The following is a 23,788-nucleotide window of genomic DNA, read 5'->3' on the forward strand; positions in this document are numbered from 1 at the left end:
GGTCCGTCCGGGGCTATAGCCAGGGCCGCGTCAGCAGCCCTGGGCGATTCATCAGGCACCCGCGGCATCCAGTGCCTGGCCAAGCATCTGCAAGGCCTCGGCCAGCTGCGCCGGGGTAGTGACCAGTGGCGCCAGGAAGCGCACTACGTTGCGGTGCACGCCACACTTGATGACCAGCAGGCCGGCATGCCGGGCCTCATCGATCACGCGTTGCGCCAAGGCAGCGTCCGGGCTGTTGGCAGCATCCCCGGTAACCATCTCGATCGCTTGCATGAAGCCCAGGCCGCGCACCTCGCCGATACGCGGGTGTGCCTGTTGCAAGGCCAGCAACCCTCGGTGCAGTTGCTGCGCCAAGGCTTCGCCCTGTGCCAGCAGGTCCTGGCTTTCAAACAGGTCCAGCACCGCGAGTGCGGCCGCGCAGGCCACACCGTTGCCGCCGTAGGTGCCGCCCAGCCCACCAGGTGCAGGGGCGTCCATGATCGCTGCACGGCCCACCACACCCGACAGCGGCATACCACCGGCCAGGCTCTTGGCAACAGTGACCAGGTCAGGCTGGATGCCGGCGTGCTGGAAACCGAACATCTTGCCCGTGCGGCCGAAACCGGCCTGGATCTCGTCAAGGATCAATACGATGCCGTGGTGATCGCAGCGCTCGCGCAGCCCTTGCAGGAATGCTTTGGGTGCGGCGATAAAACCGCCGTCACCTTGAACGGGCTCGATCAGAATGGCCGCGACCCGGTCTGGCGCAACATCGGTGGTGAACAGTTCATCGAGGCGCGCCAGGGCTTCATCACTGTCGATGCCGCGATAGGGGTTGGGGTAGGTGGCATGGTAGATCTCGGCCGGGAAGGGGCCGAAGTTCTGCTTGTAGGGTTGGCTCATGCCGGTCAGCGTCACGCCCAGCAAGGTGCGGCCGTGGAAGCCGCCGGTGAAGGAAATGACTGCAGGGCGGTTAGTGTGGCCACGGGCGATCTTGATAGCGTTTTCTACGGCTTCGGCCCCGGAAGTGAACAGTGCCGTCTTGTAATGCTCACCGTTGCCTACCAACGCGTTCAGGCGTGCGGCGACTGCGATATAGGGCTCGTATGCAACCACCTGAAAGCTGGCGTGTGAAAGCTGCTGAACCTGGCGTTGCACCGCCTCCACCACCCTGGGGTGGTTGTGCCCGGTGTTGAGTACGCCGATGCCGCCAACGAAGTCCAGGTAGCGACGCCCGTCGACATCCCACAGTTCGGCACCGCTGGCACGCGCTGCCACCAGCGGATGGGCGGTGGCGATGCCGCGTGGCACGTTCTCTTCGCGCCAGGCAAGCAGGCGTTGGTTTTCGCTCAAAGGTGGATTCATGGTGATCTCCGGGGCAAGTCAGGGAGTGGGGAGATTTCAGGATAAAGACTGGCCGGGGTGACAAGCGCTGAAGTTGGGGGAGGCGGTGGCGAGATCGGTTGTTTTGCAGGGGGGTTACGAAATATTACGCTGGTCAGTGGTCCTGGCTGGATGGCGAGGACCACGCCAGGCCACTCAACTCGCCTGGGGCACCACGATGGTGTCTTGCGGGTGCAGACGCATCCACAGGGGCGCGCCGACCTGCGGCAGGCTCAGGTTGCCTTCATGATGGCTGGGCTGACGCAGGCTGATGGTCGGCCCATCATCGAGGTCGACGAACACCTTCAGGCTCTCACCCTGAAAGACGATGTCCGAAACCCGGCCGTGCAAGCGGTTCCATTCCGGCCCTGCGCTGCCATTGTCCAGCAGCAGTTTTTCCGATTGCAGGGCCAGGAACAGCGCACCACTGGCCGGGACTTCGCGGCTGGTGCGCAGCGGGGTCGCGCCCAGGCTAAGGCCTGTAGCGCTGCGTTGCAGGGGCACCAGTGTGCTTTCACCGATGAAGCTGGCGACGAAGTCATTGGACGGGTGGTCGTGAAGCCTGCGCGGGGTGTCCACCTGCACCAGTTTGCCGCCACGCATGATTGCGATGCGGTCGCTCATGGTCAGGGCTTCGCGCTGGTCGTGGGTCACGTAGATCATGGTTGCCCCCAAGCGTTTATGCAGGGCACGCAGCTCGATCTGCATGGTTTCGCGCAGTTGCTTGTCCAGCGCAGACAATGGCTCGTCCATCAGGATCAACTTGGGTTCGAAGACGATTGCCCGGGCCAGGGCCACGCGCTGGCGCTGGCCGCCCGACAGGGCGCTGATCGCGCGGTCTTCATAGCCGGCCAGTTCCACCGTGGCCAGGGCCTTGGCTACCTGCTCGCGGCTGTTGCTGGCACTGATGCCGCGGGCGCGCAAGGGAAACGCAACGTTCTGCCCCACGGTCATGTGCGGGAACAAGGCGTAGTTCTGGAATACCACACCGATGTCACGCTTATTGGGGGGCATCAATGTGACGTCACGCTCGCCAAACAAAATGCTGCCCGAACTCACCCGCAAAAAGCCGCCAAGGATACTCAGCAGCGTGGTCTTGCCTGAGCCGGAAGGCCCCAGCAACGACATGAATTCCCCGGCCTCGACCTTCAGGTCGACCTGATCCAGCGCCTTGAGGTTGCCGTAGTGCTTGCTTACCTGGTGAACGGTGACCGATTCGAAACCATCAGTGAAATGCATCGCGAATTCTCCTGCACTGGGCAACTGGGCTAGCGGGCTGTGTTCATCTGAGCACAGCCGGCCACCCGGTTCGTGCTGTTTTGCTCCGGTTCAAAAGTCAGATCTGCTGAGTCGGGCTCAGCCCAGGCCACCCATGTGCCAGGCTTTGATCTCCAGGAATTCGTCCAGCCCGTACTTGGAGCCCTCGCGGCCGGTACCCGACTGTTTCATCCCGCCGAACGGCGCCACTTCCATGGAGATGACCCCGGTGTTCAGGCCGACCATGCCGAACTCCAGGCGCTCGCCGACGCGCCAGGCACGGCGCATGTCTTGGGTAAAGTAGTAGGCGCCCAGGCCATAAGGCGTGGCGTTGGCGATTTCCAGCGCCTCGGACTCTTCAGTGAAGCGGAACAGCGGCGCCACCGGGCCAAAGGTCTCTTCGCTGGCCAGGAGCATGTCGGGGCTGGCGTCGCGCAACACGGTCGGCTGCACGAACAGGCCATCGCCTTGAGGCAGGCCACCGGCGATCACCGAGGCGCCCTTGGCCACGGCGTCGTCGATGTGCCGGCGTACCTTGTCCACGGCGGCAGTGTTGATCAGCGGGCCGAGGGTGACCCCGGGGGTGAAGGCATCGCCGACCTTGAGCTTGGCCACCTCGGCGCTGAGGCGTTCGGCGAACCGGTCATAAATGCCGTCCTGCACCAGAATGCGGTTGGCGCACACACACGTTTGCCCGGCATTGCGGAACTTGCTCTGCATCACGCCCTGGATCGCCAGTTCAATGTCAGCATCGTCGAACACGATGAAGGGCGCGTTGCCACCCAGTTCAAGGCTCAGCCGCTTGATGGTGGCCGCGCACTGGCTCATCAGCAGTTGGCCGACCTTGGTCGAGCCGGTGAACGACAGCTTGCGCACGCTGGGGTTGGCCGTCAGCTCGCTGCCGACGCCAGCGGGCAGCCCGGTCAGCACATTGAATACCCCGGCGGGAATCCCCACACGCTCTGCCAGCGCTGCCAGCGCCAGCGCCGACAGTGGCGTCAGCTCGGAGGGCTTGACCACGATGGTGCAGCCCGCCGCCAGGGCCGGGGCGCACTTGCGCGTAATCATGGCATTGGGGAAGTTCCACGGGGTGATGGCGGCCACCACCCCGACCGGTTGCTTGAGCACCAGGATGCGCCGGTCGCTGCTGGGCGCGGGGATGGTGTCGCCGTAGATACGCCGGGCTTCCTCGGCAAACCATTTGACGAAGCTGGCGCCGTAGCCGATTTCGCCTTTGGCTTCGGCCAGTGGCTTGCCTTGCTCGGCACTCATGATCACCGCCAGGTCGTCCTGGTTGGCCAGAATTGCCTGGTGCCAGGCTTCCAGCAAACGGGCCCGCTCCGCCGGCGGCACGTCGCGCCAGGCCTGGAAGCTGGCTTCGGCGGCGGCGATGACGCGGCGGGTTTCGCTGGCCCCAAGTGCCGGAACATGGGCCAGCGTCTGACCATTGGCCGGGTTGACGACAGCCAGGGTGGCGCCATCGTCGGCGTCGATCCACGCACCATTGGCGTAGGATTTCTCCATCAGTAGAGACGGGTCACGTAATTGGGCTTTCAACATAGGGTTACCTGTAGCTCGGTTGCCGTGATAGGCAAAGTGTAAGAAGCCGGCGCCAGCGCCCGATGCCAAGTTGGCCCGGGCGGGCAGCCAGAGATGCCGAATTGAGTGAGGTGACAGCAGGACCTGCCGCTACGCTCGAAGCGAAGCGGCAGAGGGTCAGGCCTGTTTGTTGCGCCCGGCGATGACCACCAGCAGCAGGGAGGCGAGGATCAGCATGGAGCTGATGGCCGCGATGGTCGGGTCGATTTCGTCACGCAGTGCCGTGAACATGCGCTTGGTGATGGTCTGGTTGTCGCCGCCCGAGATGAACAGCGCCACCACGGTTTCATCCAGCGAGGTGATGAAGGCGAACAAGGTGGCCGATACCACGCTGGGTTTGATCTGTGGCAGGGTCACCGCCATGAATGCGCGAAAGCGGTTCATGCCCAGGCTACGCGCCACCATTTCCTGGGACATGTCGAAATTGCGCAGGCCTGCCAGCAAGGCAATGATCACGTAGGGCAGCGCCAGCATGATATGCGCCAGCACCAGGCCGGTCAGCGAGCTGACCAGGCCGACCCGGGCGTAAACGAAAAACACCCCAGCTGCGATCAGGATGATCGGCACCATCATCGGCAACAGCAGAATGATCTGCAGGGTGCGGATGATCTTGAGCGACGAATTGTTGATCGCATAGGCCGCGGCCATGCCCATGGGCAGCGAGATCAGGGTCGTGGCCAGGGCCGTGATCAGGCTGACCTTGGCGGCGCTCATCCACTCGATGCTCTGGAAGAACGCCGCGTACCAGTTCAGCGACCACTCCTTGGGCGGAAACTGCAGAAAGCGTGCTTCGGAGAACGACATCGGCACCACGATAAGCACCGGCACGATCAGGTAGGCGAGGATCATCGCTACCAGCAGCCCGAACACAACGTTCGAGATGCGCAGGTTGGAAAACAAGGCTTTCATGTCAGCGCGCTCCCAGAACACGTTCGATCGGGATGAAGCGGTTGATGCCCCAGAAGATCAGGAACACCACCAACAGAAGGACCAGGCCTACAGCACTGGCAGCGCCCCACGCGTGGTACAGCTCGACATTGCGTTGCACCAGCATCGACACCAGGATGGTGCGCCCGCCACCCAGCAACTCGGGTGTGATGAAGAAGCCCAGGCAGATCACGAACACCAGGATCGAGCCTGCCATGACGCCGGGGGCAGCCATGGGCAGGAACACCCGGCGGAACGAATAGAACGGCGAAGCACCGAGGCTGCTGGAAGCTTGCAACAGGTCCTGGGGGATCTTGCGCATGACTGCATACAGCGGCAGTACCATGAACGGCAGCATCACATGCAAGGTACCGATCACCGTGCCGGTGGTGTTGTGCATCAGGTTCAGTGGCCTGTCGATCAGGCCCAGGTCGAGCAGGGTCTGGTTGACCAGGCCGCGTCGCTGCAGCAGCACCAACCAGGCATAGGAGCGCACCAGCACGCTGGTCCAGAAGGGTATGATGACGCAGACCAGAATCAAGTTGCCCCACAGCCCCTGCAGGCGCGCCGCGGCGTAGGCAATGGGGAAGCCCAGCAGGATCGACAGCACGGTGACGATCAGGCTGATCTTGAAGGTCAGGGCGAAAGTGTCCCAGTAGATGCGCTCCTCGAAGATGCGCAGATAATTGGCCAGGGTGAAGCCATCATCACCCTGCACCGACTGCATGGCCAGCCAGCCCAGGGGCAGGATCAGCAACACCGCAACCATCAGCAACGCCGGCAGCAGCAAAAGCAACATGCTGGCGTGCTCTTTGCGCTCTTCACGCTGCAGTGCCTCGGGCGTGGTCATGGGGGCTGCCCCTGAGTCGGGTATCGAGTGTGTGAGATAAGCCTGTGTCATGTCGCCTCCGATTACTGCTTCTGCACGAACGACAACCAGCGTTCTTCAGCCTTGATTCCAGCGTCCGATGCCCACCACTGGGCCGACAGCAGGGCCTGGCGTTGCATGTTGCCGGGTGAGGAGGGCAGTTCTTCAGCACGTTGGGCCGGGATGACGCCGGTTTCGAAGGCCTTGGGGTTCAGCGGGCCGTAGTCGATGATCATCGGCAAAGCGGCCTGCAGGCGGGCATCGATCAATTCGTTGACGAACTTCATCGCCGCATCACGGTGCTTGGTGCCTTTGAGCACGCACAAGGAATTGGTTTCGAGGATGCCCTGGTCGTAGGTGAACTTCACCGGTGCACCGTCTGCTTGCACGGCGCTGATACGGCCGTTCCAGGCCTGGATCATGTCCACTTCGCCGTCGCTGATCAGCTGCGCCGATTGCCCGCCGGAGGTCCACCAGGTGGCGATGTGGGGTTTGATCTGTTCGAGCTTCTTGAATGCGCGATCGACGTCCAGCGGGTAAAGCTTGTCGGGTGCCACGCCGTCAGCCAGCAGGGCGATCTCCAGGGTAGGGCGTGGCAGGTTGCGCAGCGAGCGTTCGCCCGGGTACTTGTCGGTGTTCCAGAAGTCGGCCCAGGTTTTCGGCGCGTTGGCCTTGTCGAAGGCATCGGTGCGGTAGGCCAGCACGGTGGAATAGCTGATGTAGCCGACGCTGTAGTCATCCTTGAGGGCTGCCGGCAGTTGCGCGGCATTTGGGATCATGGCGAGGTCGAGCTTTTCGAACAGGCCTTCCTCTTCACCGCGGATACAGTCGCCGGTGGGAAGGTCGACCACGTCCCAGCTCACATTGCCACTTTGCACTTGGGTCTTGATGATCGGGTAGGCCTTGGGCGAGCTGTCCTGCTTCAGGGTCAGGCCCAACTTCTTGGCCGCAGGCTCCAGGATCGCCTTGCTTTGTGCTTCCTGATAGGCGCCGCCCTGTGAGACGAAGGTGATCGAATCTTCAGCCTGGGCAAGCGATGCGCTGCCGATCAGCAAGGCGAGGGTGGAAACTTGCAGGGTGCGTAGCGTGGATATTGTCATGTGCATAACTCCCATTCGGATGTGGGCAGGTGCAGGAGGCGAGCAGGGCGGTCTTGTTGGGCCGCTGAATGGATGACCCCTCGGTCTAATGTACCGGCAGGTCCCAGGCGCAAGGGCGCACAAATGGGCGCTGCAAAAGTGCTTTATTGCAAAAACCGAGGGGTTGACGGCATATCGTGCGCAGAGGCCCCAGATATGCCGGTTTCAACGCGAACAGTGCTCAATCGAGCCGGGCCAGGGTGTCACTGATGGCGGCGCCCACCTGCTGGGTGGAGAGTGAACCCCCCATGTCAGGTGTGACCGAACCCTCGGCGATCACGCGTTCGATGGCCTGGAGCATGTCGTCGTGGGCGCGCTGGTAACGCTCATCGCCTTGGCCCAGAAACTCCAGCATCATGGCCCCGGACCAGATCATTGCGATCGGGTTGGCGATGTTCTTGCCAAAGATGTCTGGCGCAGAACCATGCACCGGCTCGAACAGTGATGGGAAGGTGCGCTCGGGGTTCAGGTTGGCCGACGGTGCGATGCCAATGGTGCCCGCACAGGCCGGCCCCAGGTCCGACAGGATGTCGCCGAACAGGTTGGACGCCACCACTACATCGAAGCGCTCGGGCTGCAGGACGAACCGGGCGCAGAGAATGTCGATATGCTGCTTGTCCCAGGTGACCTGCGGGTAGTGAGCCGCCATCGCTTCGGTGCGCTTGTCCCAGTAGGGCATGCTGATGGCCATGCCGTTGGACTTGGTGGCCGAGGTGACATGTCTGCGCTCGCGCTTTTCGGCGAGGTCGAAGGCGTACTTGAGGATGCGGTCGACGCCACGGCGGGTGAAGATCGATTCTTGGATGACGAATTCGTTCTCGGTGTTCTCGAACATGATGCCGCCGATGGACGAATACTCGCCTTCGGTATTTTCCCGCACCACCACGAAGTCGATGTCGCCGACCTTGCGGTTGGCCAGAGCGCACGGCACGCCCGGGAAGAGCCGCACCGGGCGGATGTTCACGTACTGGTCGAACTCGCGACGGAACTTGAGCAGCGACCCCCACAGGGAGACATGGTCAGGCACCTTGTCAGGCCAGCCTACTGCGCCGAAGTAGATGGCGTCGTAGTGCTTGAGTTGCTCGGCCCAGTCGTCGGGCATCATCTTGCCATGCTGCAGGTAGTAGTCGCAGCTGGCCCATTCGAACGTGTCGAACTGCAACGCCAGGCCGTGCTTGTGCGCCGCGGTTTCCAGTACACGAATGCCCTCAGGCAGGACTTCGAGGCCGATACCATCACCAGGGATGGCAGCAATGCGAAAAGGGTGCGTGATCATGGGCAGGGGCTCTGTTCGATGAAGGAAGCCCTAGGCTAATCTTATTCATTTCGGACAAAATCAGCTCCTACGTTGAAACTTGGTTTCTGAATCGTGAACAATCTACCTAACTTGCACGACCTTGAGGTATTCCTGCTGGTCGCCCGTCGGTCCAGCTTCACCGGCGTCGCAGACGAACTGGGGATGTCACCCGCGTTCGTCAGCAAGCGTATTCGGGCACTGGAGCAAGACCTGAATCTGCGCCTGTTGCACCGCTCCACCCGCAGCGTGACGCTGACCGACGAGGGGGAGCGGGTCAGCCGCTGGGCGCAGCAACTGCTGTATCAGGTCAGCCAACTGGGTGATGAGATCGATGCCCTTCACGGCGAGCCCAAAGGTTTGCTGAAGGTAGTGAGTAGCGCCGGCCTGGGGCGGCGGATGGTGGCGCCGGCATTGGCGGAGTTGGGCGCGCGCTACCCGGGCCTGGATATTCGCCTCGATGTTCACGACCGCTTGGTCGACTTGGTGGAGGAGGGCGTGGACCTGGACATCCGGGTGGGTAACGACCTTGCCCCCCATGTCATCGCCAAGCCGCTGGCGCAGAATCATCGCGTGTTGTGCGCCAGCCCGCAGTACCTGCGTGCCCATGGCACACCTGCTTCGCTGGCGGATCTCGGGCACCACGATTGCCTGGTGATCAAGGAGCGCGACCACCCCTTTGGCGTATGGAACCTGACGGGCCCCCGAGGCCCGGAGACGGTGAAGGTGACCGGCAGCTTGTCGACCAACAACGGTGAAATCGCTCGGCAGTGGTGCCTGGATGGCCGTGGGATATTGCTGCGTTCGAGGTGGGACATCAAAGATGACTTGCTATCAGAACGGTTGGTGCAGGTGCTCGGTGAGTATCGGCAGGCTGCGGATATCTGGGCCGTATACACATCACCGTTGCTCAATTCGGCGAAGGTGAAAGTAACGGTGGAGTTTCTCAGTGAGTACTTCAGGGGCCGTTGTAGTTAAGAGGCTGCAGACAACGTCAAGTGACCCCCAGCGGACGAAAGTGCGCGTGAATTGCGCGCACATTGCTGCGAACCGCTGGCCCACCTGGGCTGAGAAACCAACCCCACACTGCTGCGCCATTGCCCGAGCAGTGTGGGGTTGGTACGACATTGCCTAGAGCGCCCCGAAACGCACCTCCACCGACAGGCTGCCCAGGTTATCGCTCAGGCCAGCCCCATACCGCCCAGCCAGGTCGTCGTTGATGCACAGCTGCAATTCACCCTGCTGGCCGCGCGGCAATTGCACCTGATCACCCACCAGGAACGGCACGCCGTTGCTGCCGATGCGCCCGATCAATGCTCCTTCGTTCTGCCCCGGCAGGGTGTAGCCCGGCTTGGCGATCAACGCCGGGTTGCCCTTCGCGCCTACCATGCCGGTGGCCGGGTTGGCCGTCCACTGCCCGCCCGTACACACCGCCAGCTGCCAGCTTTGCCCATTGACCTGCATACCCGTGGCCTGCCATCCCTGGTTGGCCTGCACCTGCACCGTGCGTTTGAGCAGGTCGCTGGCCACCACGTCGGCCGCCTGGAACGTCAGTGCGGTGATGGTCAAGGTCGGGTTGGCCGTGCCGGTGGTGGGGAATACGCCGTCGCCGACCAGAAACAGGTTGGGGTGGTCCCAGCTGCGCTGGTCCTTGTCCACCACCGATTTGGTGCGGTCCGCGCCCATGCGGTAGGTGCCCATCAGGTGGCCAGCGCCGAAGAACGCGTAGTTCTGGCCGTCGTAGTTGAACACCGTTTGCGAACCGGGCTTGAGTTCAGGGTTCAGGTTGGTCAGCTCGGTGGCGCCCATCAGGTTGGTGATGATATGGGTGGCGGCCAGGCGCGCTTGTTTGAAGCCCTCCTTGGTGTAGTCGGACAGCGCGTAAGTGATCTGCGGGCGGGGCAGGCCCAGGCCGTCGGTGAACTCCGTGCTGCGCTCCACCCGGCACAGCGCATGGTGAGGGTCTTCCTCCACCTGCTCGATCAAGAAGCCCAGACGGAACTGGCGGGTCAGCACGCTGTTGAGCTGTTGCACCAGCGCCTCGCCAGACAACGCCAGGTTGTTGGGGTTAGCGCCGCCGTCGTTGGTGCCGTCGATGAAATCGCAGACCGAGGCGTAGGGGTCGTTCACCGACCAGTTCCAACCTTCGTTGCCGATCTCGATACGCCAAGCGGCACGCTGGCTGCGGAACGGGCCATCGCGCATATCCTCGATCCCCGAGGTGGACAACGGCCCGCGGAACGGGAACAGCGGCTTGCCTTCGGGCATCAGGCCCCAGGCCAGGTACACCGGGTGATCCGCCAACGCCTGGCCAACCTGGCCGCTGCTGTTGGCGACCCCTTTAGGGCTGTTGGGGCCGATGGAGTTGAGTAACAGCTTCGGCGTTTCGATCGCGTGGGCGGCGATCACGTAGCGTTTGCCCTGGGCCGTGCCGTTCTGACGCGTGCCATTGTTCTGGTACTGGATGAAATCAATCCCCGTGACCCCATTGGCATCGACCTGCACCTGGCTCGCCACGGTCTGGTAAAGGATGCGCACATTGCCGGTATCCAGTGCCTTGGCCATGGTTACGGTGGCGTCGTACTTGGCCTGGATCGGGCAGATCGGCGTGCAGCTGGTGTTACCGGCACACACCCGGCGGCCGTTGTCGCTCTGCGAGTTGCGCCCGGCCGGGGTCTGCCGGACGTTGAGCGTGACACCGGGGTACGGCTTGCCGTCCGGTGCTTTCTCCGGGCTCTGGTACACCGCGCCCGTGACGTTCTTGCCCAGGCCCTGGTCGACCAGCGACGGCGGGATGCCGTGCATGCTGTATTCATACCCCTGCGGGAAGGTCACGCCCAGGTAGGCCTGCGAGGCGACATCCGCGGACACGCCCATTTCCTCCTCGGCGCGGCAGTAGGCGGTCTGCAGGTCGTCGTAGCTGATCGGCCAGTCGACCCCGACGTTGTACGCAGTGCGCATGCGAAAGTCGTTGGGCAACAGGCGCAGGGCGGTGCCCATCCAGTGCCACATGGTGCCGCCGCCTACCCGTTCGTAGGTGCTGGCGAACAGTTGCGGCCCCTTCTGTACCAGGTAGCTTTTCTGCACCTTGTCAGGGTCGGTGCTGCCGGCGGTGATCAAGTCCTGGATCGTCGCGCGCGGGGCGAACTGGGTGGCCGGGGTCTGCTCGGTCTGCTCCGGCGGGTAGGGCGACTCCGGCGACTTGAGCACGGCGGTGTAGAAACGCTCCAGATACTCGCTGCGGTTGGGCGGGATTGCCGGGCCCGACTCGAGCACCAGCACTTTCAAGCCGGCCAGGCCCAACTGGTAGGCCATGACGCTGCCGGCCATGCCGGCGCCCACCACGATCACATCGGCGGTTTCGATATTCTGGGTGTGTACGTTGCTCATGGCTGCTGCCCTTCCTTGGCGTCGACACCGGTGAATTGTTTGAGGGTCGGTGGCTGCTCTGCCCAGTAGCCGAAGTGGTACTGGCTATAGCCCATGGGGTGAGACTGGGCGATCTTCCACGCCCAGCTTTGCTTGTAGGCTTGGTCAGACACCACGCGGGTGTCACCCTTGCGCTTGCTGCCTTGGTCATACGGCTGGTACCAACTGCCGAGCAGCCACAGCTTCATGATCGAACGGGCGCCTTGGGCGATCTGCGGGTCCGCATTGCCGAGTACGGCGCTGGCGATTTGCCCCGGGGTTTGGCGCTTGATACTGACGTACAGCTCCAGCAGGTTGCTGAACGCTGCGGTCCCCATCCCTTGCTGGGCGGTGGCGAAGAACACCGGCGGCAGGTTGATCGGGTCCACCGAAGGCGCCAGCAGCTCTGCTGACAGGCCGGTGAGGATGGCGGACAGGTCGATGAAGTTCTGCAGGTTAGTGTCGCTCATGGCATCACTCCTTGGCGCCAGTTGATTGGGCACGTTCAAGCAGGAAGGTGAAATCGGCGAAGCTGGTGCGCGGTGACTGGGTCACGCGGGTGGTCGCGTTGTTGTGGCACTCCATGCAACTGGATGAAGCTTGCGGCGTAGTGCCCTGGTTGTAGGTTTCCAGCGTGGCGTTGGCCAGGAAGTTCGGCGCAGGCGTGCCCAGCGGATTGGTTGGCGACGGTACTTGGCAGTCCTCGGCGGCGTCGGTCGGCCACTGGGTGCTGATCAACTGGTAGTTGGCCCACACAGTGCCCTTGAGCGCGCCTTGCCACTGCGCGTTGAGCTGCTGGGTCGCAGCGGTGAGCGGGATCTCGCGCACAATCTGCGAAGGCGTGGCTTTCTTCGAGGGGTCCCACGGCTGCGCTGGCGGCTCGTTCACCGGGCGGTCGCTGGCCTGGGCGTCGTAGAACAGGTAGGGGCCTTTGCGCTCGTTCATCGGCGTGGTCTTTTCCGGCACGTTGCGCACGTGTTCGAAGCTCGACCATACCCACTGCGGCGCGCTCTTGGTCTTGTGCACGATGTGCAGGCCGACCAGCCCGACCTTCTGCGCGCTGCACGACTCGGGTATCACCGCGCCCTTGTTCGGGTCGGCGTTGCCGGGCGTGTAGACCAAGGCGTCGACGGCGTGGAAGTCCTGGGCGTTGTCGTTGCCGCCGAGTACCTTCCAGGACGACTTGACCATGATCGCGCCGACCTGTTGGGCCTCTTGCGAGCCGCAGGCAAAGGCGATGCGGTTATCGGCCTTGCTCAGGAACGCTTGCTGGCCCTCCTTGCTGTATAGGCCATTGTTGACGATGTCGTCGAACATCGGCTGGTTGACCATGATCGCGTTGCGCGTGTAGGTGCCGTTCTGGTCCACCAGTGGGCCGGTCTTGAATGGCTGGATGAATTCGTCGAGCACACCGGCGACCTTTCCCATCTGTTGCAGCACGGGCAGGTCACCCTTGCCTTGGCAGGCGGCGGGCAGTGGCGCCTTCTGGTTCCAGGCGACCGGCTTCTGGCCTTGGGGCAGGAAAATCTCGTAGCTCTCCTTCCACGACTCCCACACCGTTTGCCCCGGCGCGCCGATCTTCGCCGAGGTGTTGGCGCTGCCGTCGGCGCCGGCGGGCCAGTTCAGGGCAACGAATGTCTGCCACGACAGCACGTCGAAAGCGTGTTGCAGGTTGTCCAGGGTGAAGGGGGATGTAGCGTTGACGTCGAAGGGAATTGCAGGTGAAAGCACCGGCGGGCTGGCCGCATCGGCCATGGCCAGCGCACTGGTGAAGCTCGCTCCCAGGCACGCCAACCGTTTCAGGGTTATTTTCATTATCGTCTCCTCAGCAGATAAAGCGTCGGGACGACGAGGCGTACTGGCCCTTCATGGACCGAATGTTCAGCGTTATCCCTGACGCTAGGCTGGAGGCTAGCCGTTGCTTCAGAACGCTCAGAAATATCCGACTAGCGGTAGGGGTATCACCGAGCAGGGCACCTGCAGATCAGCGCCAAGCGGCACCCCCGTGCTGTTGGCGCGCCTTATTCAGCCCACTCAGGGTCTGCGGTAAACACGACCGTCAACCAGCGGTCCGGCCCCTCACCACCCAGCGCATCGCCGACTTCACAGCGCAGCGCATCCCACGCTTCGATGCTTTTGGCTGGAAGGTGTTTGGGCACGATGAAATACAGTTCGATCTCCCGAGAGCGGCCAACCTTGGCCACATACGCCCGATAGGATTCCAGGCCGTGGCGTGCGACAAACGCACGGGCCACCTCGTCCACGTGCAGCATCAGGTCGCCAGGCGTAACCAGGAAGATGTCCGCCATGGCCTGGCGCACCACCGACAAGGGCAAGGGAATGATGACCAGGCACACCAGCGCGAGCACCGCCGGGTCGATGTACGGCGATACCCACGCCCACTGCGTACCCTGCACGGCAAAGCCAAAGCAGAAGGCGACGAGCAACGCTGCGGTGATGCTGGCCGACATTACCCAACCCTTGACGTCCATACGCACGAAATCCGAGTTCAACTGGCGGTTGGCTCGGGCTTCGACCGCAGCGATGGTCGCGCAGGCGATCACGGTCAGCGCCGCATAAACCATGGCGATGCCGAACTCCAGGTGGCGGCCGCCTTCGAGCAGGCTGCTGACGGCGTTGATCAGGGCGTACAGCGCCACACCGCTGAGCAGGACGCCATTGAGCGCCAGCACCATCGGCTCCAGGTGCCAGAAACCCATGGTGAAGCGTTCGCGCAGCTTGCGTGACACGTGCCGGCTGGTGGCATGGGAAGTGATCAGCTTCACCACCACCAGCGACAGGCCACTCATGCCGGCGTCGGCCAGCGAGTAGACACCGTCGAAAATGATCGAGAATGAGCCGGAAGCCAGACCGAAGGCGATGCCGATAGTGGCGATGAACAGGGTGACGGCGATCGAGGTGCGTAGCAGGCCCTGTTCGCTGGTGATGTCGAAGAAGGCGGATCTGTTGGGTGTTTCCATGGGTGAAACTCATTCAAAAGGTGGGTTGCCTGGGCGGGCTCCATTGCCGGCGAGCCGGTGATGGAGCCCGTACAGACTAGACGCGAAACTGCTCCATCAACGCCTGCTGCTCATTGGCCAAGCGGTTCAGCGCTTGGCTGATGCGCGCCGATTCGTCCGCCTGGCCCGAGAGCGATTCAGTCACGTCGCGGATGCCGGCCACGTTACGGTTAACTTCCTCGGCCACCGCGCTTTGTTCTTCGGCGGCTGAAGCGATCTGCAGGTTCATGTCGCTGATCACCGCCACGGCTTCACCTATGCGCTGCAGCGTCGGCAGTGCCTGTTCCATTTGCAAGGCGCTGGCCTGCGCCTGTTTCTGGCCATCGTGCATGGCGCCGACCACATCCTGAGTGCCTTGCTGCAGGCCCTCGATGACCTGGCGGATTTCCTCTACCGATACCTGGGTGCGCTGCGCCAGGCTACGCACCTCGTCGGCCACCACGGCAAAACCCCGCCCGGCCTCGCCAGCGCGGGCCGCTTCGATGGCGGCGTTGAGGGCCAATAGGTTGGTCTGCTCGGCAATGGCGCGGATCACCTCCAGTACCGAACCGATCTGCTCGCTGCGCTGCTCCAGTGCGCGTGCCTCGCCCATGGCGGCATCCATCCCGCTTGCCAGGTTGTCAATCGTCTGGCGGGTGCTGGCGATCAGTTCCAAGCCTTCGCGGCTTGCCTGGTCGGCGCCACGTGCGGCCTGGGCTGCTTGCGCTGCGTTGTGGGCGACATCCTGGGCCGTTGCGCTCATCTCGTTGGCGGCGGTTGCCACTTGCTCGATCTCGCGTTGCTGCTGCATGCCACTGCTGGTCTGGCTGGCGATGGCAGCAGACTGGTCGGCGGTGCCGCGGGCTTCGAGCAGCGAGCCTTTGACTTGGGCAATCACTGGTTGCAGTTTGTCGAGGAAACGGTTGAACCAGCCGCTCAGCAGGCCCAGTTCGTCCTGGCGCGCGTAGTCCAGGCGCCGAGTCAGGTCGCCCTCACCGCTGGCGATATCCTCCAGGCGTGCCGCTACGGCCAGGATCGGCCGGGTCACACCGCGTGCGGTCAGCCAGACCAGCAGCAAGCCGACGATCGCGGCGCCCAGGCCGATCAACAGGCTGGTCAGATTGGCGCTTTGGTTGTGTTCGCTCAGCCTCTGGTTGAGAGCGAAGGCGGGGGCTTGCAACACGGCTTCGGGCAATTCCAGCAGCACCTGCCAGGGGGCAGCGCCTGGGATTGGCGCGAACGGGCGACCGACGCGAAGTACTCCCTGCGCCACGTCGTTGTCCAGCGGTTTGCCCAGCTTGCCGGCGTCGCGGCTGTGGCCAGCCAGCAAGCCGGTATCGCTGACGATGCTCACCTGGCCCTGGCCATCGAACAACTCTTGGCGGCCCGCCAGGCTCAGCTGCTGCAGGTTGTCCAGGCCGATGTCCAGGCCCACCACGCCCACTACCTTGCCGCCTTCCAGCAGGGGTAGGGCGATACTCGTCATCAATACCTGGCGGCCATTGACCTCATCGAGGTAGGGCTCGACGACACAGGCTTTGGCCGTATCCTGCGGGCAGGTCAGCCAGCGGTTCTGTGCTACGCCGTTGGCGCCGATCGTGCTGTCGGCCAGCATCGCTTCAGGCATCGCCTCCTGCTCAAGGGTGCCGGGGCTCGGTTGCGACCAGTACAGCGAAAATCGCCCGCTGTCGTTGCTGCCCACCGCGTCTTGGGCGACGAACTGGCTGTCCTGGTGGTCCAGCCCGTTGGGCTGGAACACCACATAAAGCCCGATCACGTCCGGGTTGCCAGCCAGCGCGGTGCGCGCCTGGCGGGTCAATTCGGCGCGCAGGTCGCTAGCGCCGTGGGCTTTGAGCACCTGCACCAGGCGGGCAAAGCCGTTGGCATACTGGTAGGCGTCCATGAAGTAGCGCTGAATGCGCAGGGTCTGGGTCTCGCCTTGCGCTTGCAGGCGCAGGCGTGCGCTGTGGTCGAGCATTTCACTGTTGGCTTGGCTGACCAGGGCTGCACTGCGCTGCGCCTGGGTCAGCGAGGTGGCCACCAGCAGTGCGACGATGGCCAGCAGGCACAGGCCGGCAAGCAAGGTGATCTTCCACTGGATGGAAAGGCGACGCAGCGGCATGAGAACGTTCCTTTTCGAGCAAGGACAACGCCCGCGTTCAGGCGCGGGCGGTGGAGATGGCAAGTGTCATTCGGCAACGTAGTTCGGCGGGGCGGCAGTGAAGGCCTTGGTCAGCCAGGCCAGATACACCAGGCCAAGAAGCGCCCATACCCCGCCGAACATCAACGAGTGTTCGTTGAGGTCCAGCCACAGCGACACGATGATGCAGAAACCGATGGTCGGCAGTACCAGGTACCTGAGCTTGTTCGCCAGCCCCCGGCGATTGCCTTCACGCAGATAGCAGTGGTTGATCACCGATAGATTGACGAAGCTGAACGCCACCAGCGCCCCGAAGTTGATGATCGAGGTGGCGGTAACCAGGTCGAAGAAGATCGCCGACAGCGATATCAGGCCGACCACGGCTATGTTCAGCACCGGTGTTTTGTAGCGCGGGTGCAGGCGAGCGAAGATGCCGGCCGGGATCACCTTGTCACGCCCCATCACGTACAACAGGCGCGAGACGCTGGTCTGCGAAGCCAGGCCCGAGGCGATGGTGTTGATCACCGTGCAGGCGATGAAGATCGACTGGAACAGCTTGCCACCCACGTAGAGGGCGATTTCTGGCAGCGCAGCTTCCTGGTCATGGAAGCGTGCCATGGTCGGGAAGTAGGCCTGGATGAAGTACGACACGGTGATGAACACCAGGCCGCCGATCATAGCAGTCAGGAAGATCGCCCGTGGGATGGTCTTGGCCGGGTCGCGGGTTTCCTCGGACAGGCATGTCACGGCGTCGAAGCCCAGGAACGAGAAGCACAGGATGGTCGCACCGGCCGCCAGGGCGCTGAACTGGGTCTGGCTGTCGGCGAACGGCAGCAGGCTCCACGCGGTCCCCAGCCCTTCACCCTGGTCCAGGCCACGCACGCACAGGTAGATGAATACGGCGATGATCGCGACTTGCACGGCCACGAACAGCAGGTTGAAGTGTGCCACCAGGTTGACGCTGCGCATGTTGATCAGGCTGATCAGGGTGACGAAGCCCGCTACCCAGATCCACTCCGGCACTTCGGGGAACATGGCCGACAGGTAGAGCTTGGCCAACAAGGCATTGACCATCGGCAGCAGCAGGTAGTCGAGCAGCGACGACCAGCCGACCAGAAAGCCCACATGAGGGTTGATGGCGCGCTGTGTGTAGGTGTAGGCCGACCCCGATTGCGGGAAGCGGCGCACCAGGGTGCCATAGCTCACGGCGGTGAACAGAATGCCGGCCAGCGCCAGGATGTAGGCACTGGGCACATGCCCTGCGGTAATCCCTGAGACGATGCCGAAAGTGTCGAACACGGTCATCGGCGTCAGGTAAGCCAGGCCGATGATGATCACGTGCCAGAGGCGCAAGGTTTTACGGAGTTGGCCGTTGCCGTTGGCGCTGTGGTCAGGCTGCATACTGGCATGGCTCCTTCGGCTGGGCGTGAACGGCGGGCGAGTTGTAGTGCGCATGCGGCAATGGCGAGCGGGTGGGCTCCATGTTGTTCACCTTTATTGTTGGAGCAGAGGTAGACGCAGGCGATGCGCCGGGGTCGAGCTGGCAGTGCCTGGTCTAGGAAGGTGGAGCGTGCGGGCAGGGGCGGTGAGGCATCATGACGGCGCGTCTGTTCTTCTTCGTGGAGTGGCGCTGGGCAAGGTGGTGAAAATAAAAAACGATGGGTAGGTTGGTGTCAAGTTAAACATGACAAGATGTTGCTATATTGAAATAATTATCGATTTATTGGCCTAAATGTTCGGTTTTTGCGCGCTTTTTTGCGGTTATGATCGATGCAGATGTTCGTAAAATTTAACGAATAGGAAGATTCCCAAGCGTGCGTCAGGCAGGTCGCGATTGCCCATTGCGTCCGCGTGGGACCCTCGGGCCAGGAGTAGGAGTGATACTATTCTGCTCCCGCGCAGCTCCTGGCTGTGAACACGCCCATATGGACATCAATCGGTTCTATTCATGAAGAAATCAGTAGGCATCCTTTCCGGCCTGGCCATCGCCATTGCCGTCGTAACCACCGCCGGCGCCTGGTACACCGGCAAGCAGCTGCCTGCGCAGCTGGAGCGCACCGTCAACCAGAGTAATGCTCAGTTGAAGAAGGCCCTTGTCGGGGTTGGCGGCAGCATGACCATCGAAGTGGCCTCGCTTGAGCAGCACCTTTTCACCAGTACCGCGCACTACCGCCTCAAGGTCCGCGACATTCGCCTGTCTGACGGTGAACCGGTCAGTTTCGAGGTGGGTGTCACCGACCATATCGAGCACGGCCCTTTCCCTTGGTCGCGGGTCAAGGCCTTCAAACTGATACCAGTGCTGGCAGCCAGCAACAGTTCGCTGGACAAAGACGACTTCACCGCGCCTTGGTTCGCCGCCGCCGGCGACAAGGCCCCGGTCAGCTCGCGAACCAGCCTGGGCTTTGACGGCAGTGTCGATGGCCGCATCCTCCTGGCGCCGGTCAAGCTGGCCGAAGACAACGGCACTAGCCTCGATTTTTCAGGTATGCAGTTGCAGGTCAGTGGCGACAGTGAAGGTAAAGTGTCGAAATTCCATGGCGCTGCCGATCGTTTCGAAATGAAGAGGGTTGGGGTGGATCACCCACCGGCCACGTTCGAGCTCAAGGGGCTGAAAATCGGCGGTGAACTGGCCGCCACCCAGCATGATGCGATCTATGTCGGTAACGTCGATGTGTTGCTGGCCGAAGCCAAGGTGACGCTGGGGCCCAAGCAGCAGGTCCTGCTGCTCAAAGGTCTGGAGCAGCACGCCGTGCAGAGCCTCGATGGCCCCGACACCGTCGGTGGTCGTGTGGATTACAAGGTCGCGGACATCAATTGGGATGGCCGCGCAGTTGGCAGCGGGCAGATGGCGGTCAGCATCAAGTCGCTCAACGCTCCGGCCTTCCAGTCGCTGTCGCAGTGGTATCAGGCCCATCTGCCGGAGTTCGAGCAGGCTGCCGCTGCAGGCCAGCCTATCCCGCAGATCCAGATGGGTGAACAGGAGAAGGCGGCTTTTCAGGGCGACTTGAAGCAGCTGTTGGCATCCAAGCCGCAGGTGGCGGTGGAGAACCTTTCGTTCAAGACGGCCAACGGTGAGAGCCGGTTCAACCTGGCGATGGACTTCGCCAGCCCCACCTCTTTCGACCTGCCGCCTGACCAGTTGAGCAAGCAGTTGATCACTCAGGTGAAGAGCAAGCTGTCGCTGTCCAAACCGATGATCGGTGACCTGGCGACCTTGCAGGCGTTGCTGCAAGGGCAGACCGATGCCCAGGCGATTGCCATGCAATCCAGCCAGGCGGGTGAGATGGTCGGCCTGATGGCGCTGCAGAGCGGCATGGCCACCGTGCAGGGCAATGACGTGGTGGCTAGCCTGCATTACGTCGATGGCATGGTCGACTTCAATGGCAAGAAGATGACCGTTGAAGAATTCGCCATGATCCTCGCGGCGCACTTTGCGGCGATGCAGCCGCAGGGCTGATTGCTTGAGCCTGTACCGGCCTCATCGCCGGCAAGCCGGCTCCCACTGGTGCGCACGGGCCTTGAGCCTGTAGTCGTTCAGCGGGCCCCACTGGTGTGCGCATGCCCGGGGCGTGCACTAGCCGGTGGGAGCCGGCTTGCCGGCGATGAGGCCGGTACAGGCCACACAAAAACCGCTTTAGAAATCCCCAGATTGTCTGTAGCCTTCGGCGTCCGATAATAATCCGCGCCCGCAGAGGGCCGTGGCGGCTTGCCTGCCGTCCGGCGCCCTTAGCCGATCTGTCAGGGCCGGGTGATACACTCGATTTGACGCGCATGCGCGCCTGCAGGTCCAGCGATCATGACCCAGATATCCGAACGCCTGTTGGTTCAGGCCCACCTCGACGCCAAGCAGCCCAACCCGCTGACAGCCGAGCAGGAGGCCGAATACCGTGCGGCCATTGCTGCCGAGCTCAAGGCGCAAAATGCCGTGCTGGTTGCCCATTACTACTGTGACCCGGTGATCCAGGCGCTCGCCGAAGAGACCGGCGGTTGCGTGTCCGACTCGCTGGAAATGGCCCGTTTCGGCAAGAACCACCCCGCCCAGACGGTGGTCGTCGCCGGTGTGCGCTTCATGGGCGAGACCGCGAAGATCCTCACCCCGGAAAAGCGCGTGCTGATGCCGACCCTGGAAGCCACTTGCTCGCTCGACCTGGGTTGCCCTGTCGAAGAGTTCTCGGCCTTCTGCGACCAGCACCCCGAGCGCACCGTGGTGGTGTATGCCAACACCTCTGCCGCCGTCAAAGCGCGGGCCGACTGGGTCGTGACCTCGAGCTGCGCGCTGGAAATCGTCGAAAGCCTGATGGACAACGGCGAGACCATCATCTGGGGCCCGGACCAGCACCTGGGCCGTTACATCCAGAAGCAGACCGGTGCCGACATGCTGCTGTGGGACGGTGCCTGCATCGTCCACGAAGAGTTCAAGTCGCGCCAGCTGGCAGACATGAAAGCGCTGTACCCCGATGCGGCGATCCTGGTGCACCCGGAGTCGCCAGAGGCAGTGATCGAGCTGGCCGATGCGGTAGGTTCCACCAGCCAGCTGATCAAGGCGGCGCAGACACTGCCCAACAAAACCTTCATCGTCGCCACCGACCGCGGCATCTTCTACAAGATGCAGCAGCTGTGCCCGGACAAGGAATTCGTCGAGGCCCCCACCGCCGGTAACGGCGCGGCCTGCCGCAGCTGCGCGCACTGCCCGTGGATGGCCATGAATACCCTGGAGCGGGTGCTGGAGTGCTTGCGCAAGGGGACTAATGAAATCTTCGTCGACCCGGCGCTGGTGCCGAAAGCGATCAAACCCTTGAACCGCATGCTGGACTTTACCCAGGCTGCTCGGCTGAAGCTGTCGGGTAACGCCTGAGGTTCAATCGCCGGCGCCCTTGATATCCGCAGCGCCGCTGTACCCTGGGGGAGCCACCGTCTTGCTCAACTTCTAAAAGCTGGCGCGATCCCTGTGGGAGCCGGCTTGCCGGCGATTGGGCTGCGAAAGCAGCCCCTTACCGCCCCATCATCTCCTGCACCATGCGCTGCTGCTCCATGATCTCGCGCTGACGCTGGTCGATCTGTGACGCCAGTGGGAAGTTGCTGCCGGCACGACGCTTGGCGTAATCCAGCTGCTGGATCGCCTGGTCGAAGTCCCCCACCAGGGTAAAGTACTCTGCCCGCGCCCGGTGCAAGCCAATGGTATTGCCCGCCAAGCCACGCACTTCGGCCATTTCGTACCAGACATCCGGGTCATCCGGGCGGTTCTTGATCAGGTCGTTCAGCACCTTTTCGGCCTCGGCGGGCTTGTTCTGCTTGATCAGCAGGTCGGCACGCACTTGCTTGAGCGGGTAGTTGCCCGGATACAGACCTTGCATGCGCTCCGCCCGCTGCTGCGCATCGGCCAGGCGGTTGTTGGTGATGTCCAGGTCGATCTGCGCCAGGTTATAGGTGATGTCATTGGGCGCCTTGGCCAGCAGTGGCTTCAGGTTCTCACGCGCTTCGTTGAGCTGGCCGCCTTTGATCTGCGCCAGGGCCAGGCCATAGCGGGCAGCGTCCAGCTTCGGATCTTCATCCAGCTGCGCGCGGAAGCGTTTGGCTGCCAGGCCCGGTGTGCCTTCATAGATGAGGGCCACGCGGGCGCGGATCAGCTGATAACGCTGGCTGTCCTCGACGCCGCCCTTGGGGGCCTGTTCGGCACGGTTGCGGGTGTCGGCGATACGCGATTCGGTGACTGGGTGAGTCAGGAGGAATTCCGGTGGTTTGGCGTCGTAGCGGTACTGGCGCGCCAGGCGCTCGAACATGGTTGGCATGTTGCGCGGGTCGTAACCGGCCTTTTCCAGGTTCTGGATACCGACCCGGTCGGCTTCCTGCTCGTTCTGCCGCGAAAAGCGCCGCTGCTCCTGGATCGCCGCTGCCTGAGTGCCGGCAATCATGCCGATGCCAGCATCACCGGCGCCCCCAGCCGCCAGGACGATACCGGCCAGCAACGCCGCCATCATCGGCAGCTGCATGCGTTGTTGGGCTTCCACGCCACGGGCGAAGTGGCGCTGCGACAAGTGCGCCAGTTCGTGAGCCAGTACCGAGGCGTATTCGCCCTCGGTCTGGGCGTTGAGGAACAGGCCGCCGTTGACCCCGACGATACCACCCGGAGCGGCGAAGGCGTTCAGCTCGCGGCTGTCGATGAGGATGAATTCCAGGCGCCGGTCCTGCAGCTGGCTGGTTTCGGCCAGGCGGTACACGGTGGTTTCGACGTAGTCCTTGAGCTGGGGGTCGTTCAGCTGGTTGACCTGGCCACGCAGCAGGCTGAGCCAGGCACGCCCGAGCTGGTGCTCCTGCTGCGGCGAGACGATCGCGGAACTGGCGTCGCCCAGTGAAGGCAGGTCGCTAGCATGGCCGGGAACGGCCATCAGGCAGGCCAGCGTCAACAGGGTAGGGCGCAGTAGATTCATGCACGAAGCTCGCGTCGGGTCAAAGCCCCTACTGTAGCCGGCTCACACGTTGGCGACCAGTGGCGGTATGCTAGCCAGCCTGTTACCAAAGACGTCTGTTCCACGTTTGGAGACCCCCTGATGACCAGCACCCTGACCTGCGACGCCGAACTCGACGCCAGCGGGCTGAACTGCCCCCTGCCTCTGCTCAAGGCGAAGATGGAGCTCAACCGACTGGCCAGTGGCGCGGTGCTGAAGGTCATTGCGACCGACGCAGGCTCCCAGCGCGACTTCCGCACTTTTGCCCAGCTGGCCGGTCATACGCTGCTGCATGAAGTGGCCGAGGCCGGCACCTATACCTACTGGCTGCGCAAGGCCTGACCCAACC

18 protein-coding genes and 1 pseudogene are annotated in these 23,788 nt (G+C 62.9%); 4 read left to right on the top strand and 15 right to left on the bottom strand.

Going from position 1 to position 23,788, the window contains the following annotated elements; translation table 11 throughout:
* Positions 1 to 51: 51 nt before the first annotated feature.
* The 7 genes from gabT to ACIPZC_RS24105 all read right to left on the bottom strand — a co-directional run bounded on the left by gabT (position 52) and on the right by ACIPZC_RS24105 (position 8,428).
* Entirely contained in the window at positions 52 to 1,344 is a 1,293-nt protein-coding gene (gene gabT / locus ACIPZC_RS24075) for a 4-aminobutyrate--2-oxoglutarate transaminase (protein ID WP_400629959.1), read from the bottom strand.
* Between the two features lie 174 nt (positions 1,345 to 1,518).
* The gene (locus ACIPZC_RS24080; RefSeq protein WP_349974717.1) at positions 1,519 to 2,601 is read right to left on the bottom strand and encodes an ABC transporter ATP-binding protein; all 1,083 of its coding nucleotides are present in this window, start codon (positions 2,599 to 2,601) and stop codon (positions 1,519 to 1,521) included.
* A gap of 117 nt (positions 2,602 to 2,718) precedes the next feature.
* On the bottom strand, positions 2,719 to 4,179 hold the full coding sequence (locus ACIPZC_RS24085) for an NAD-dependent succinate-semialdehyde dehydrogenase (protein WP_267818105.1): 1,461 nt from the start codon (positions 4,177 to 4,179) through the stop codon (positions 2,719 to 2,721).
* A 156-nt stretch (positions 4,180 to 4,335) separates the two neighbouring features.
* Positions 4,336 to 5,127, bottom strand: coding sequence for an ABC transporter permease (locus tag ACIPZC_RS24090; RefSeq protein WP_267818103.1), 792 nt, complete (start codon positions 5,125 to 5,127; stop codon positions 4,336 to 4,338).
* Between the two features lies 1 nt (position 5,128).
* A complete protein-coding gene (locus ACIPZC_RS24095; RefSeq protein WP_267818101.1) occupies positions 5,129 to 5,995 on the bottom strand; it encodes an ABC transporter permease in 867 nt (288 codons plus the stop codon).
* Positions 5,996 to 6,057: 62 nt separating this feature from the next.
* Positions 6,058 to 7,113 carry an ABC transporter substrate-binding protein gene (locus tag ACIPZC_RS24100; protein WP_349974714.1) on the bottom strand — a complete coding sequence of 352 codons (1,056 nt, stop codon included), beginning with the start codon at positions 7,111 to 7,113 and terminating at the stop codon, positions 6,058 to 6,060.
* 220 nt (positions 7,114 to 7,333) lie between these two features.
* Entirely contained in the window at positions 7,334 to 8,428 is a 1,095-nt protein-coding gene (locus ACIPZC_RS24105) for a tartrate dehydrogenase (RefSeq protein WP_400629963.1), read from the bottom strand.
* Positions 8,429 to 8,521: 93 nt separating this feature from the next.
* Between ACIPZC_RS24105 and ACIPZC_RS24110 the strand changes: the two genes are divergently transcribed.
* Entirely contained in the window at positions 8,522 to 9,424 is a 903-nt protein-coding gene (locus ACIPZC_RS24110) for a LysR substrate-binding domain-containing protein (protein WP_349974712.1), read from the top strand.
* Between the two features lie 153 nt (positions 9,425 to 9,577).
* Here ACIPZC_RS24110 and ACIPZC_RS24115 read toward each other — a convergent pair whose 3' ends face one another.
* The 7 genes and pseudogenes from ACIPZC_RS24115 to ACIPZC_RS24145 all read right to left on the bottom strand — a co-directional run bounded on the left by ACIPZC_RS24115 (position 9,578) and on the right by ACIPZC_RS24145 (position 18,394).
* Complete coding sequence (locus tag ACIPZC_RS24115) at positions 9,578 to 11,836, bottom strand: GMC oxidoreductase (protein ID WP_400629965.1); 2,259 nt, start codon at positions 11,834 to 11,836, stop codon at positions 9,578 to 9,580.
* Entirely contained in the window at positions 11,833 to 12,324 is a 492-nt protein-coding gene (locus tag ACIPZC_RS24120) for a sorbitol dehydrogenase (RefSeq protein ID WP_400629967.1), read from the bottom strand. Before ACIPZC_RS24120 ends, ACIPZC_RS24115 begins: the two co-directional genes overlap by 4 nt.
* A 4-nt stretch (positions 12,325 to 12,328) precedes the next feature.
* Entirely contained in the window at positions 12,329 to 13,669 is a 1,341-nt protein-coding gene (locus tag ACIPZC_RS24125) for a cytochrome C (RefSeq protein WP_400629969.1), read from the bottom strand.
* 206 nt (positions 13,670 to 13,875) lie between these two features.
* Positions 13,876 to 14,835, bottom strand: coding sequence for a cation transporter (locus ACIPZC_RS24130; RefSeq protein WP_349974709.1), 960 nt, complete (start codon positions 14,833 to 14,835; stop codon positions 13,876 to 13,878).
* Between the two features lie 76 nt (positions 14,836 to 14,911).
* Entirely contained in the window at positions 14,912 to 15,664 is a 753-nt protein-coding gene (locus ACIPZC_RS24135) for a methyl-accepting chemotaxis protein (protein ID WP_400630046.1), read from the bottom strand.
* 102 nt (positions 15,665 to 15,766) lie between these two features.
* Positions 15,767 to 16,975: pseudogene (locus tag ACIPZC_RS24140) on the bottom strand (HAMP domain-containing protein); the annotation flags it as partial.
* A gap of 66 nt (positions 16,976 to 17,041) precedes the next feature.
* A complete protein-coding gene (locus ACIPZC_RS24145; protein ID WP_400629971.1) occupies positions 17,042 to 18,394 on the bottom strand; it encodes an APC family permease in 1,353 nt (450 codons plus the stop codon).
* 547 nt (positions 18,395 to 18,941) lie between these two features.
* On the opposite strand from ACIPZC_RS24145, the gene ACIPZC_RS24150 reads away from it, so the two are divergent.
* Both ACIPZC_RS24150 and nadA read left to right on the top strand, forming a co-directional pair.
* Positions 18,942 to 20,450 (top strand): YdgA family protein, encoded by a 1,509-nt coding sequence (locus tag ACIPZC_RS24150; protein WP_400629973.1) that lies wholly within the window; start codon positions 18,942 to 18,944, stop codon positions 20,448 to 20,450.
* Between the two features lie 339 nt (positions 20,451 to 20,789).
* A complete protein-coding gene (nadA, locus tag ACIPZC_RS24155) occupies positions 20,790 to 21,848 on the top strand; it encodes a quinolinate synthase NadA (RefSeq protein ID WP_267818079.1) in 1,059 nt (352 codons plus the stop codon).
* Positions 21,849 to 21,984: 136 nt separating this feature from the next.
* On the opposite strand, the gene ACIPZC_RS24160 is transcribed toward nadA, so the two are convergent.
* Entirely contained in the window at positions 21,985 to 23,421 is a 1,437-nt protein-coding gene (locus ACIPZC_RS24160) for a M48 family metalloprotease (RefSeq protein WP_241805986.1), read from the bottom strand.
* A 120-nt stretch (positions 23,422 to 23,541) separates the two neighbouring features.
* Here ACIPZC_RS24160 and ACIPZC_RS24165 point away from each other — a divergent pair, with 120 nt between their 5' ends.
* Complete coding sequence (locus tag ACIPZC_RS24165; RefSeq protein WP_241805987.1) at positions 23,542 to 23,781, top strand: sulfurtransferase TusA family protein; 240 nt, start codon at positions 23,542 to 23,544, stop codon at positions 23,779 to 23,781.
* Positions 23,782 to 23,788: the final 7 nt, after the last annotated feature.

The organism is Pseudomonas sp. NPDC089743, from assembly GCF_044748785.1.
Taxonomy (GTDB): domain Bacteria; phylum Pseudomonadota; class Gammaproteobacteria; order Pseudomonadales; family Pseudomonadaceae; genus Aquipseudomonas; species Aquipseudomonas putida_X.